Source organism: Pseudomonas lurida (genome assembly GCF_002563895.1).
GTDB lineage: Bacteria > Pseudomonadota > Gammaproteobacteria > Pseudomonadales > Pseudomonadaceae > Aquipseudomonas > Aquipseudomonas lurida.
On record NZ_PDJB01000001.1, the window covers coordinates 4,732,135 to 4,744,861 of the forward strand.

Sequence of the window (12,727 nt, forward strand, 5' to 3'; positions counted from 1 at the left end):
CTTCCCATCGCAAAATAAATAGCTGTTCAAACGGTCAATTTATATCGCTTGTAATTCAGATAGTTATTTAAAGAACCTGCAAAAAGGAAATTACCTGCGGTTTTCATAGATCGAAAACTGGCACGCATGTGGCTTAAGGTGAAAAACGCTTTGTATACAATAAATACAAAACCTACATACACTTTGCCATCTGCGGCCTGGCTGCCGATGTGCTGGAGCCTGCCGGAATGCGTCCAAGCCTCTCGAACAACCTCGCACTGGATCTGCCCTCCTCGTCCCTGAACCCCGAAGCGACAAGTCCCGGCCCGCTGGTGCTCAGCCCGCGCCTGCATAACAAGGACCTGGCGCCCACCAAGGTCGAAGGCCGGCGATGGGGGCGCTACAGCATCTTTGCCCTGTGGACCAATGACGTGCACAACATTGCCAACTACTCGTTCGCCATTGGCCTGTATGCATTGGGCCTGGGCGGCTGGCAGATTCTGTTGTCCCTGGGCATCGGGGCGGCGCTGGTGTACTTCTTCATGAACCTGTCAGGCTACATGGGGCAGAAAACCGGCGTGCCCTTTCCGGTGATCAGCCGCATCAGCTTCGGCATCCATGGCGCGCAGATTCCGGCGTTGATCCGTGCGGTGATTGCGATCGCCTGGTTTGGTATCCAGACCTACCTGGCGTCGGTGGTGTTCCGCGTGCTTTTGACGGCGATTCACCCAGGCTTTGCCGAATACGACCACAATTCGATCCTTGGCCTGTCTTCCCTTGGCTGGGTGTGTTTTGTGGCGATCTGGCTGGTGCAACTGGTGATCCTGGCCTACGGCATGGAGATGGTGCGCCGCTATGAGGGTTTCGCCGGGCCGGTGATCCTACTGACGGTGGCCTCGTTGGCCGGCTGGATGTATTTCCAGGCGGGCGGCAACATTGCCTGGTCGATCCGCGAACCGCTGAGTGGCGGCGAGATGTGGCGCAATATCTTTGCCGGTGGCGCGCTGTGGCTGGCGATCTACGGCACGCTGATCCTCAATTTCTGCGACTTCGCCCGCTCCTCGCCCTGCCGCAAGACCATCCAGGTCGGCAACTTCTGGGGCCTGCCGGTGAACATCCTGGTGTTTGCCGCAATCACCGTGCTGCTGTGCGGTGGGCAATTCCAGCTCAATGGCCGCGTGATCGAGAGTCCCACCGAGATCATCGCCGCGATCCCGAACACCTTCTTCCTGGTACTGGGCTGCCTGGCCTTCCTGATTGTCACTGTGGCGGTGAATATCATGGCCAACTTTGTCGCGCCGGCCTTTGTGCTGAGCAACCTGGCGCCCAGGTACTTGAACTTCCGCCGCGCCGGGCTGATCAGTGCCACCGTGGCGGTGCTGATCCTGCCGTGGAACCTCTACAACAGCCCGCTGGTGATCGTGTATTTCCTCTCCGGCCTGGGTGCGCTGCTCGGGCCGCTGTATGGGGTGATCATGGTCGATTACTGGCTGATCCGTAAAAGCCAGGTCGACGTACCGCACCTGTACAGCGAAGACCCGAATGGCATTTATTACTACAGCCGCGGCGTCAATTTGCGTGCGGTGGCGGCGTTTATTCCTGCGGCGGTCATCGCCATTCTCCTGGCACTGCTGCCTGGGTTCGCCAGCGTCTCACCGTTTTCCTGGCTGTTTGGCGCTGGTATTGCAGGGCTGCTGTACTTGCTGATCGCCAAGCGCCAGCCGTTCTACGCCGATGTCAGCGGCGAAAGCATTGCAGTCGATAACGTCAGTCATTAATCAAGGACCTCCCATGCGTATCCTCGTGGTCAACGTCAACACCACCGAATCCATCACTGAAACCATCGCCCAGCAGGCACGGGCCGTGGCCGCGCCGGGCACCGAGATCGTCGGGCTGACGCCTTACTTCGGCGCGGAGTCGGTGGAGGGCAATTTTGAAAGCTACCTGGCCGCCATCGCGGTGATGGACCGGGTGATGGCTTACGACCAGCCGTTCGATGCGGTGATCCAGGCCGGCTACGGCGAGCACGGCCGCGAAGGCTTGCAGGAACTGCTCGACGTGCCTGTGGTGGACATCACGGAAGCCGCCGCCAGTACGGCAATGTTCCTGGGCCACGCCTATTCGGTGGTGACCACACTCGACCGCACGGTGCCGCTGATCGAAGACCGCCTGAAACTGGCCGGCCTGTACCAGCGCTGCGCCTCGGTGCGTGCCAGTGGGATGGCGGTGCTGGAGTTGGAAGAAAACCCGCTGGCGGCGATGGAAGCCATCGTGCGCCAGGCAGAACTGGCCATCAGCGAAGACAAGGCCGAGGTGATCTGCCTGGGCTGTGGCGGCATGGCCGGGCTGGACGAGCAGATTCGCCAGCGCACCGGCGTACCGGTGGTGGATGGTGTAACCGCAGCAGTGACCATTGCCGAGTCGTTGGTGCGGCTGGGGTTGTCGACGTCGAAGGTCAGGACTTATGCCACGCCAAGGCCCAAGAAGGTGATGGGCTGGCCGGGCAAGTTCGGTCGGTGACACCCAGGCGCCTACAGGGTGGCGTTGAACCTGGCAGCCAGGTGTTGTTCGGCAAACTGCTCGATGATGAAATCCACAAACGCCCGGGTCTTGCCGGGCAGCAGCTTGTGTTCGGCGTAGTAGAGGGAGATGTTGCCGTCGTCGACGTACCAGTCGGGCAGTACCCGCACCACCGCGCCACTGTCGAGGAACGGCACAGCCATGGGCATGCTCACCAATGCAATGCCCAGGCCTTGGGCGCTGGCACAGCAGGCGGCTTCGGAGTCACTCATGGTCATGCTCGGCTTGAGCACCAGCGGGCGCTGTTCACGCTCGAGGCTGGTCAATTGCCAGGAACGGATGCGACCGGTCTGCGGTGAACGGATAAGGATGCCGCGACAGCGCGACAAATCGTCGGGCCCCCGCACCGGTGGGCGCTGCGCCAGGTAGTCCGCAGACGCGACCAACACCCGATGCGCCGGCGTCAACTTGCGCGCCACCACGCCCTGGGGCAGTTCGAAGCCTCCACCGATGGCCGCATCGAAGCCCTGGCCGATCAGGTCGACCTGGCGGTTATCGAAATGCCAGTCCGGGCTGATATCCGGAAAACGGCGCATGAACGCCCCCAGCAATGGCACCACATACCGATTGCCAAAGACTGTGCCCATGCTGACCTTGAGCGTGCCCACTGGCCGCCCCTCGGCGCTGGCCAGGTTAGCCACGGCATTCTGGATGGTGGTCAGGCTGCCGCTCACCTCTTCGAGAAACAGTTTGCCGGCTTCGGTCAGGGTCAGCCGTCGGGTGCTGCGCTGGAACAGGCGCACACCCAGGCGTGCTTCAAGCTTGGCGACGCTTTTGCCCACGGCTGCCGGTGTCAGGCTCATGTGCCGCGCGGCCTCGGCAAAGCTGCCACCTTCGGCGCTGCGCACGAAGCATTCGATACTGCCAAAGCTTTCCATATCGACCCACTCTAAACTTTTGGTTTACACAGACTATAGCAATCGCGGTCTACCGGTAGCGGTTGGCGAGGTCGATACTCGGCCCCAACACCAAGGCATTCCGCCTTGAACAGCTAGGAGATCGACATGACCACCCACACCCTCAGCGGCAAAGTCGCCTTGATTCAAGGCGGTTCTCGCGGCATCGGCGCCGCCATCGTCAAGCGCCTCGCGGCACAGGGCGCAGCCGTCGCCTTTACCTACGTCAGCTCGGCCGCCAAGGCTGAAGCCTTGCAGAACAGCGTGATCAGCGAAGGCGGCAAAGCCCTGGCGATTCATGCCGACAGCGCCAATGCGGACGCGATCCGCAACGCGGTCAACGCCACCCTCGAAGCCTTTGGGCGCCTGGATATCCTGGTCAACAACGCTGGCGTGCTGGCCATTGCGCCGCTGGAAGACTTCAAGCTGGAAGACTTTGACCAGACCCTGGCAATCAATGTACGCAGCGTGTTCATCGCGACCCAGGAAGCCGCCAAGCACATGGGTGATGGCGGACGCGTGATCAATATCGGCAGCACCAATGCCGAGCGCATGCCGTTTGGTGGGGGTGGCCCGTATGCAATGAGCAAGGCGGCGCTGGTGGGGTTGACCAAGGGACTGGCACGAGACCTGGGGCCACGCGGCATCACCATCAACAACGTGCAGCCTGGGCCGGTGGATACCGATATGAACCCGGCGAACAGCGACTTTGCCGACACCCTGATCGGGTTGATGGCGGTGGGGCGTTACGGGCATGTGGAAGAGATTGCCAGCTTTGTGGCTTACCTGGCCGGGCCTGAAGCGGGGTACATCACCGGTGCAAGCCTGACCATCGATGGTGGCTTCAGCGCCTAGTACTTTTTAGACACTGCAAAACCCTGTGGGAACGGGCAAGCCCGCTCCCACAGGGTTGACCGTGTTTGGTTCAGGGACGGGGCGGCAAGCCATAGGCCGCCAGGTCAAAGTCCGCAAGCTTGCGGATGATCTGGTCGGCGTGGTGGTACTTGCTGTCTGCCATGGCTTCATCCGGCACCGCGATGGCGGTCATGTGGGCGGCTTTCGCGGCGGTGACGCCAAACGGTGAGTCTTCGAACACCAGGCAGTCCTCGGGTGCAACGCCCAGGCGGCGAGCGGCGGTGAGGAAGATATCCGGCGCGGGTTTGGCGGCGCCGACTTCCGGGTCGTCAGCGGTGACGATGGTATCGAACAGGCCAAACCATTCGCGGTGCAGCGTGGTCTTGTGGCCGAACGAATTACGCGACGAACTGGTGCCCACCGCAATCGGGATATTGTGCGCCTTCAAGTGCCGCACCAGTGCTTCAGCGCCGGGCATGCCCAATGCCTTGGGGAAGCGCTCGCTCATCAGCGGCTCGCGAATTTCCAGGAACTGCGCCGGCGTGATCGGCAAATCCAGCGCCTTTACGACGTAGTCAGCCAGGTCCTGGGCACCGCGGCCGATAATGTGCTGCTTGATGCCCCAATCGTAGGTGCGACCGTAGCGTTCGGCGATGATCTGCGTAACTTCGGTGTAGATGCCTTCGGTATCCAGCAACAACCCGTCCATATCAAAAATCACGGCCTTGATTGGACCGACTGCGGTACGCGGTGCATTCATCGCAACAGAACCTTGGGAGAGGACTAAAAGGATTCAGCACAATAACGGCCACGCTTGCCGGCAAGCAACCCTTTAGACTGTCTTCCCGTCCTTTCGAAGTACCCGCAATGCTCCTGCGTATCGCTGCCGACAGCCTGGTGCTGTTTCACCTCACCTTTATCCTGTTCGTGCTGTTTGGCGGCTTGCTTGCGCTCAAGTGGCGCCGGGTAATGTGGCTGCATTTGCCGGCGGCCGCCTGGGGCGTGGCGGTGGAAGTGCTGCACCTGCCCTGCCCGTTGACCCAGTGGGAAAACCTGCTTCGCCACCTCGCCGGGCAAGACGGTTACGGCGGCGGTTTTGTCGAGCATTACATCCTCACGCTGATCTACCCGGCGGGGCTGACCCCCGGGATTCAATTGGCGCTCGGGGCGCTGGTGCTGCTGGTCAATATCGCGGTGTATGTGTGCTTGATCAGGCGTGCGCAGGCAGGCAGCCAAGGTCGGCCAATGTAGCTTCCACCGCTGCTTCCAGCGGCGTGTGCGGCTCATGGCCCAAGGCCGCCAGCAGGCGCTGGTTGTCCATGCGCAAGGGGGTTTGCCACAGGTAGCGCATCTCTTGCATCTCACGCAGGGTGACGACAAAGGGTGCCGCCACTTTCAGCAGCCACCACGGGAAACGTTTGACGCGCGGTTGATGCCCTGTCCTACGCAGCATTACACGCTGGATCGCTTGGACCATCTGTGTGCCATCCGTGTCCACGTGCCCGGCCATGTGAAAGCAGGCGAAGGCGTCCAGGGTTGCTCGACGCTCGATCAACTCGACCATCGTGCGCGCGACGTCTGGCAGATACGCCCATTGATGCATCACCCCCGGGGCACCCGGGTAGCTGACGACCTTGACCGGCTTTCCGGGCTTGACCAGTCCCTGGGCAAACCAGTTGTTAGCCACCCGGGCGCCGAAAAAGTCCCCGGCGCGCACGATCAGGGCCCGAGCCCCCTGACGGGAAGCGTCCAGCAAGCGCTGCTCCAATTGCACGCGGATTGCGCCTTTGCGGGTCTGTGGGTGCTGGGGTGAGTCCTCGTGCAACACCGGGAATGCATCCGGCCCGTAGTTATAGACCGTGCCGGGCAAGACGACAGTGGCGCCTTCGACGATGGCTGCGGCGATGGTGTTGTCGATCATCGGGAGCACTTGCTCAGCCCAATTGCGATAACCCGGTGGGTTGACCCCATGCACGATGACCGCGCAGCCACGGGCAGCCGCCAGTACCTCGTCGCGATTGAGCGCATCACCTTTAATCCACGTAAACACTGCGTTCTGGCTGCGGGCTTTGTCCACATCACGGGTCAACGCACACACTTCCCAGCCTGCAGCACTCAACTGTCGCGCTACTTCACCGCCTATCCCGCCGGTGGCACCCAATACCAGAACCTTTTTCATGACCGTATCCCACAGTAGTTGATGAGGCCATTTTGTGTGCAGTCTCGCTATAGATAAATTGCCTAGCACCATGCAGCCGCTATACATTTATGCATGGCATCGACGATTGGCTGGGAGCTTTACCGGTCGTTCCTGGGCGTGCTCCGGGAAGGATCGCTGTCGGGGGCCGCACGGCAGCTCGGCATTACCCAACCCACGGTCGGTCGGCACATTGCCGCGCTGGAAACGGCGTTGGGCGTGGTGCTGTTTACCCGCTCGCCGAGCGGCTTGTTGCCCACGGCCGTGGCCCGCACCCTGCGTGCCCATGCCGAAACCATGGAGCGCACGGCGGCGGCGCTTGAACGTGCGGCGTCTTCCCAAGGTGATGAAGTGCGCGGCGTGGTGCGCGTATCCGCCAGTGAAGTGGTCGGCGTAGAAGTGCTGCCGCCGATCCTCACGCAATTGCGCCAGGCACACCCGCACCTCAAGGTTGAACTGGTCCTGACCAACCGCCTGAGCGACCTGCTGCAACTGGAAGCCGATATCGCCGTGCGCATGGTCCGTCCCAGCCAGGAACAACTGCTGGCGCGACGCATTGGCCTGATCGAAGTGGGCCTGCATGCCCGCGATGATTACCTGCAGCAACACGGCACGCCCCTGCACATGCAAGACCTGGCCAGCCACTCCTTGATCGGCTTCGATCAGGAAAATGCGTTTATCCGCAGCCTGGCCATCCAGGGCTTCGAACGCAGCGCCTTCGCCTGCAGCAGTGACAGCGACCTGGCGCAACTGGCACTGATCCGCGCCGGCGCCGGCATCGGCGGCTGCCAGGTCCAACTGGCCAAGCGCGACCCACGCCTGCGCCGAGTCCTGCCGGAAGGCTTTGCACTCATGCTGGACACCTGGGTGACGATGCACGAAGACCTGCGCAACAGCCCGCGCTGCCGCGTGATGTTCGACGCCCTGGTGGAAGGTTTGCAGCGTTACGTACAGGATTGAGACAGCTTCACTGGTGAAGAATCAGACTCCCTCAGTCCCTTCACAGACGCCACCATGTCCGAAGCCTTCGAAGTCCCCAGCCCCCACGAAAAACACCTCGAGCACACCACCGAACATGCCCACGGGCGAGGTGACAACTTCGCCAGCCGCATCGCCGTGATGACCGCCCTCATGGCAACGCTCGGCGCCATGCTCAGCTACCAGGCCGGCTCCACCGAAAGTGAAGCGGCAATGGACAAAAACAACGCCGCCATCATCAAGACCGAAGCCGCGAACCAGTGGAACTACTACCAGGCCAAATCCAGCCGGCAGAACCTTGCGGAACTGGCCACTCACATTCCTGGTGTGGACGCGGCGCATTACAAGGACGAGATCGAACGCTACAAACGCCAGAAGGAAGACGTACGCAAACAAGCTGAAACGCTCGAAGCCACCTCAAAGCAATGGGATGAAAAGTCGGAACAGGCGCTGCACCAGCATCACCGCTGGGCCCAGGCAATGACCGCGATTCAGATCGCGATTTCGTTGGCGGCAATTACCCTGTTGACGCGCAAGGAATGGCTCAAGCGCCTGTCGTATACCGCCAGCGGCGCAGCCGTGGTGCTGGGCAGCCTGGCGTGGCTGCATATCTGACACGATGCAGTCAAAAGGTGGGCGCTGGCTTGGCTGCGGTGGCGTTAGCTTCGGCGTTGAGGGCTTGGGTGTGCGTACAAGCCTGACGCGCGGGGTGGTAGTCTCGCCGTCTCGAAAACGACGATTACAGGGACGTAAGGATGCGAAGTCTGTTTTTATCGCTGTGCTGTCTGTTGATTACTGCCTGTTCAAGCAACCCGACAATGAATTGAGATAAGCAGCGACGCGGTGGTACTCAGCGACGTTGCCATGCTGTGCTCAATCCCGCTGCGCGACGGGTGTGACCTGCTGGATGTCATACGGCGGCGAATGGATATGCCGAGCGCTTGAATTTATAAGGGTAAGTTTTTCAAACACCAGAAATCACAAAACCCCTGGTTTCTCTCGAAACCAAGGGTTTTGTTTACTGAATGTGGCGGTGAAGGAGAGATTCGAAAGTACCCGCACCAGTAATCTCGCAGCCGAGGCCCCGGAATACAAGGGCTCCAGCGGTGACAGTCGTGCAAAAGTGTTCCCACGCCATTCCCACGAGCATCAGCATGCACCTCAGTACGCGTGCGCATTACACGTATAGGGGGCTGGAATTCGAAATCTAGAGGGGGGCAAAAAAAGAGTAACATAAGTAATCTTGACCATTTTTTACGCTCAACCCATTGAAATTAAAGGGTTTTGTATTTCGGCCAAAAGGTAATTTTTAAGTAATATTGAAGTAATCTGATTACTCTTTATAAATGTAATTCTCACGCTTGCAAAAATCCTTTAAAAACAACAGGTTGGCGAATAATTACCTTTTCAATTACTTCTCTGTTACTCCTTTTTGTAATACCGAACCCCACGGAATACGCGGCCTTCAGCCCATTACCCAGACGTGGTTACTGAAATTACTCTTTTTGAAATCCCCCCCCTACCTGCACAGCAACGCCTCCAGACCTTTCGGACAAGCCCCCTCTGACCCATTCCTGATAAACTGCCAACCCTTCGCATTATCCGTCCCAGATCCAAATGCCCTCCGACATAGCTCGACCGCGATCTCTCGCGCCGCTTCTCCGTCGCCCCCATTATGGATTGGAACTGCTAATCCTGTAGGCCACGTACTACTTGCCCTACAGAGCCGACCTGATAGCTGCGTACCAATTTTGTACCGACATGAGTCCATACAGCGACGCCCTGCCCCTCACGACAGGCGGCCATCGGCCGTTAGCTGGCCTATATATCGTCGTGATTTTTACGATTGTTTATCGCCCAGCTTGGTTGCAAAATCGGCGGCTCACGCGGTTGAGCCTTATAGACAGGGAGTTCAGATGGAAACTTTCGAATTGGATGACTTGACCCATGAGCAGATCAAGGCGTTTTGCCAATTGGGTGATGAACATCTGGAAGGCGGTGATTTCACGGCTGCCATCGGTCAGTACAACCTAGCGTGGGAGTTGATTCCAGAACCCAAAAATAACTGGGAAGCTGCGACATGGGTGCTTGCCGCTATCGGCGATGCCTGTTTTCAGGGAGGATTCTTTACCTCCGCAAAAGAGGCCCTTGAGTATGCGATGACTTGTCCCGACGCAGTCGGCAATCCATTTTTGCATTTGCGTTTGGGCCAAGCACTTTACGAGAAAGAGGAAACTGATCGAGCCGCCGATGAACTTATGCGAGCATACATGACGGCTGGAGATGAGATTTTTGACAACGACGACCCCAAGTATTTCGCGTTCCTAAAAACGCGGGCCGTGATTTAAAAATCGGAACAGCCGATCGATAACAAAAGCTCGACGGCGGCAATAATTGGCCGATAACTGCCGTTTTCGAGAGGCCGCGATTGGCCGATTTCTGCCGCTAGTGACGGGCAGCAATCGGCCATTAGCGGACGGTCGCTCTACATCCGCTTCCGCCCTACCAAAATGATCATCAGCGTTTTCCTACGAATATCAGGAAACAGTCTCTTTGTTGCTAAGCCATGAATCGTCTGCTTGCATACACGCCCTGCGGTCAGCATTTAGGTCAAGGAGACAATAATGAAAACCATGGTAGTCGGGGCAAGCAAGGGGTTGGGCAGAGCCCTGATTGACGGATTGGGCGAGCATGGGGACACCTTGATTGGTGTCTCTCGCACCCGTCCCAAAAACCTTACACATAACGCCGGTATCGTTGTGCGTTGGGTGGAAGCAGACCTTGGTGAACCCGCACAGGCTGCTCAGATAATCGAGCAGGCCGTAGTGGATGGCGGGCTTGATACGCTGATCTACAATTTAGGAATATGGGAAGAGTCTGCCTTTGATCCCGCATACAACTTCCTGGCTGACAACGACGACCAAGTGGAGGCTATCGTCAGCTGTAATATCACTTCGACGATAGTACTGATAAAGCGGCTGCTTCCAGTTCTGCTCAGAAGTGCTAACCCAAGGATCATATTGACCGGCTCGACTTCTGGCTTGCCGCAAAGTGGACGACCAGAAGTCACCTTTGGAGCCTCCAAGTTCGCGTTGCGTGGTATCGCCGATGCACTACGCGAAGGGTACAGGCAGCAACGCCTGGGAGTGACCTGTTTAAACTTGGGCTATCTGAATACCGAAGATCCAATGAGCACCTCGAGGGTGATTGCCGAGCAACGCGGTGAAGGCAACTCAATTCCCGTGCATGACGTCGTACAGGTAGTCCGCATGGCCTTGAGCCTGTCTTCAGCAAGCTTCGTCAAGGAGCTCACTTTGCCCGCGATATTCGATGAGCGCTTCTGATGACGGGCCAATCCCTAAGCCAGAAGATGACAAAAAACTACGCTCGGCTTACGTCTATATTGATGCTTACACTGTCACACCAATGTTGCAAAAACCTCTTGGCAGAACGGTGTTTGGCTAAGTTCGGGCCTCATCAACGACCTCGACAGGTCGAAAACAGTAGCTAGTGAGCAGCAGCCTTCGGCCAAAAGCAGTCCCTAACACCTGAGAATTAAGCCAAGCCGCGAAGCGGTGTCGGCTTGAATGAATTGTCAGGCCACGGCCGTTCCAGCTGGGATCCAAAGATCATCGCCCTCAACATCATAGGTGCGCTGCTCGCAGCCACCGTCTTTGCAGCGGACATAGGAAAGCATACGGGTCGCGCCATCGCTGTGCGCCACCAACCAGTAGTAAGCATAACCATCATTCGAAAAGTCGCTATCTGGCCAAACTTCGATACTGGGATGAAATGCGCTAAGGCGAGAGAACACTTCCGTCGATTTAATCATGGGTATGTCGGACATACTCTTTCCTGCGGTTAATTGCTTTGGGTTTCAAATTGGCCGAGTATTAAAAATATCACTAAAAGCCTGCCTCAGGTTGAACCCCTTCCGCGTGCTTCTTCTAGGTGCGCAAAATACTGGTCAGACATTAATTTTATGGCGCCGACGGCACTTAGTTCGATTATGCACCGATAAGCGTCCGCTTTTGGCCTACTGCTGCCGGTCACGAGCGAAAAACATCAGCCTTTTCGGTGATGGATTGGACCGCCTGAATCTACAGGCCTGAAAACACGAGCATTACAGCCCCATCGCCAATCATCCGTACCACTTTCGTACCAGTGCCATTCCCACTCACTGAAGCCATGAATCGTTCCAGGCTTGGATCACCTCAATTGTAGGATTTGAAAATCCGACTCAGGCTCCGGGGCCCCTCGAGCCCTCAATTCAGCGAATACTTCCGCAGAGCACTCACCGTAACCCCAATAGCCGAATTTGATAGCAGACATACCATCTTCCTCGCGAACATAAGTCGCATCCGCTCCCGCCCGCAGAAGCAACATCGCGATCTCACTACCCTTTTTCTTTCCTGCACTGCACGCGAGGAGCAAAGGAGTCATCCCGTTGCGATTGACCTGGTCAAGCGGTGCGCCCGCCTCGATCAGGAATTTCACAAAGGCGATACGAAGCCCGTCAACAGCCGCCTCCATAGCTCCGTCTAGACTCGCCCCTGCATCCAATAGCAACTTGACTGCAGGAATTGTCCCGTTGCGCACCGCCGAGCTCATTGCAGTAACGCCATACTTTCCTTTCAGGTCGACCTCTGCTCCGCGCTTGAGCAGCAATTTCGCAAGCTTTAAGTCGCCACGTCCGCAGACCGACGCCAGCGGAGAGAATTCACCATCACCATTGGGATTTCCTCCATGGTCTAGTGCATACAGGAGTATTTCTTCCCTTCTGTAATGGGCGGCTTTGTTGAGCACCCTGTGCGGATCCGCTTCAAAGTCATAGTCATGCCCAATGAAATCCAGAAGCTGCTGGAGGTCACAGTCACGCATGAGATTGCTGAGATCGTTTCTAAAACTAAATTCGCCCATTCAGAAAAGTCCATTTTTTAGAGGTGTGATTTCGGGTATGCAAAAGATGGCAAAACAGTAGCAGGCTTCCTGAGATAGCCCAAGATCGCACTCCCGCCGACTAAAAAATTTCGGTGCTTTGCATCAATAGCTTGACCGTTGACCCGCCCCCTCAATCTTCTAGGAAAATCGGGGTCATCCAACGCGACTCTGTCGCTCCAATCCCAGCACTCCTGACAGGCACATACCGGTGAACATTCGTGTGCGCGAGAATCCGCGCATGATCCTTATGAATGTGTGGAGAGGCGTGCACATGCGCGGCATGTATAACGATAGAATTTTT

At 57.8% G+C, this 12,727-nt stretch carries 13 protein-coding genes and 1 pseudogene; 9 read left to right on the forward strand and 5 right to left on the reverse strand.

The window, feature by feature from the left end:
* Nucleotides 1-227 precede the first annotated feature (227 nt).
* Together ATH90_RS21385 and ATH90_RS21390 are read left to right on the forward strand one after the other, a co-directional pair.
* Nucleotides 228-1,757, forward strand: coding sequence for an NCS1 family nucleobase:cation symporter-1 (locus ATH90_RS21385; protein WP_034108260.1), 1,530 nt, complete (start codon nucleotides 228-230; stop codon nucleotides 1,755-1,757).
* Between the two features lie 13 nt (nucleotides 1,758-1,770).
* A complete protein-coding gene (locus tag ATH90_RS21390) occupies nucleotides 1,771-2,499 on the forward strand; it encodes an aspartate/glutamate racemase family protein (RefSeq protein WP_034108262.1) in 729 nt (242 codons plus the stop codon).
* An 11-nt stretch (nucleotides 2,500-2,510) separates the two neighbouring features.
* Here the strand turns inward: ATH90_RS21390 and ATH90_RS21395 are convergent, their stop codons facing one another.
* Nucleotides 2,511-3,437 (reverse strand): LysR family transcriptional regulator, encoded by a 927-nt coding sequence (locus ATH90_RS21395; protein ID WP_034108264.1) that lies wholly within the window; start codon nucleotides 3,435-3,437, stop codon nucleotides 2,511-2,513.
* A 126-nt stretch (nucleotides 3,438-3,563) separates the two neighbouring features.
* Here ATH90_RS21395 and ATH90_RS21400 point away from each other — a divergent pair, with 126 nt between their 5' ends.
* Nucleotides 3,564-4,310, forward strand: coding sequence for a 3-oxoacyl-ACP reductase family protein (locus ATH90_RS21400; protein WP_098467213.1), 747 nt, complete (start codon nucleotides 3,564-3,566; stop codon nucleotides 4,308-4,310).
* A gap of 70 nt (nucleotides 4,311-4,380) precedes the next feature.
* Here the strand turns inward: ATH90_RS21400 and ATH90_RS21405 are convergent, their stop codons facing one another.
* Nucleotides 4,381-5,070 carry an HAD-IA family hydrolase gene (locus ATH90_RS21405; RefSeq protein WP_010208454.1) on the reverse strand — a complete coding sequence of 230 codons (690 nt, stop codon included), beginning with the start codon at nucleotides 5,068-5,070 and terminating at the stop codon, nucleotides 4,381-4,383.
* A gap of 107 nt (nucleotides 5,071-5,177) precedes the next feature.
* Between ATH90_RS21405 and ATH90_RS21410 the strand changes: the two genes are divergently transcribed.
* The gene (locus tag ATH90_RS21410; protein ID WP_098467214.1) at nucleotides 5,178-5,561 is read left to right on the forward strand and encodes a DUF2784 domain-containing protein; all 384 of its coding nucleotides are present in this window, start codon (nucleotides 5,178-5,180) and stop codon (nucleotides 5,559-5,561) included.
* On the opposite strand, the gene ATH90_RS21415 is transcribed toward ATH90_RS21410, so the two are convergent.
* Nucleotides 5,521-6,489, reverse strand: a complete 969-nt coding sequence (locus tag ATH90_RS21415) for an NAD-dependent epimerase/dehydratase family protein (protein ID WP_098467215.1) — start codon at nucleotides 6,487-6,489, stop codon at nucleotides 5,521-5,523. The two genes, ATH90_RS21410 and ATH90_RS21415, sit on opposite strands and share 41 nt — an antisense overlap.
* A 93-nt stretch (nucleotides 6,490-6,582) precedes the next feature.
* Between ATH90_RS21415 and ATH90_RS21420 the strand changes: the two genes are divergently transcribed.
* The 5 genes and pseudogenes from ATH90_RS21420 to ATH90_RS21440 all read left to right on the forward strand — a co-directional run bounded on the left by ATH90_RS21420 (nucleotide 6,583) and on the right by ATH90_RS21440 (nucleotide 10,829).
* Nucleotides 6,583-7,467 (forward strand): LysR family transcriptional regulator, encoded by an 885-nt coding sequence (locus ATH90_RS21420; RefSeq protein ID WP_034108272.1) that lies wholly within the window; start codon nucleotides 6,583-6,585, stop codon nucleotides 7,465-7,467.
* Between the two features lie 54 nt (nucleotides 7,468-7,521).
* A complete protein-coding gene (locus tag ATH90_RS21425; RefSeq protein WP_098467216.1) occupies nucleotides 7,522-8,100 on the forward strand; it encodes a DUF4337 domain-containing protein in 579 nt (192 codons plus the stop codon).
* 210 nt (nucleotides 8,101-8,310) lie between these two features.
* Nucleotides 8,311-8,430: pseudogene (locus ATH90_RS29660) on the forward strand (short-chain dehydrogenase); the annotation flags it as partial.
* Between the two features lie 971 nt (nucleotides 8,431-9,401).
* Nucleotides 9,402-9,833, forward strand: a complete 432-nt coding sequence (locus tag ATH90_RS21435) for a tetratricopeptide repeat protein (RefSeq protein ID WP_098467217.1) — start codon at nucleotides 9,402-9,404, stop codon at nucleotides 9,831-9,833.
* 276 nt (nucleotides 9,834-10,109) lie between these two features.
* Nucleotides 10,110-10,829, forward strand: coding sequence for an SDR family NAD(P)-dependent oxidoreductase (locus tag ATH90_RS21440; RefSeq protein ID WP_098467218.1), 720 nt, complete (start codon nucleotides 10,110-10,112; stop codon nucleotides 10,827-10,829).
* Between the two features lie 251 nt (nucleotides 10,830-11,080).
* On the opposite strand, the gene ATH90_RS21445 is transcribed toward ATH90_RS21440, so the two are convergent.
* Both ATH90_RS21445 and ATH90_RS21450 read right to left on the reverse strand, forming a co-directional pair.
* Nucleotides 11,081-11,332, reverse strand: coding sequence for a hypothetical protein (locus ATH90_RS21445; RefSeq protein ID WP_098467219.1), 252 nt, complete (start codon nucleotides 11,330-11,332; stop codon nucleotides 11,081-11,083).
* Nucleotides 11,333-11,694: 362 nt separating this feature from the next.
* Nucleotides 11,695-12,405, reverse strand: a complete 711-nt coding sequence (locus tag ATH90_RS21450) for an ankyrin repeat domain-containing protein (protein ID WP_098467220.1) — start codon at nucleotides 12,403-12,405, stop codon at nucleotides 11,695-11,697.
* Nucleotides 12,406-12,727 lie beyond the last annotated feature (322 nt).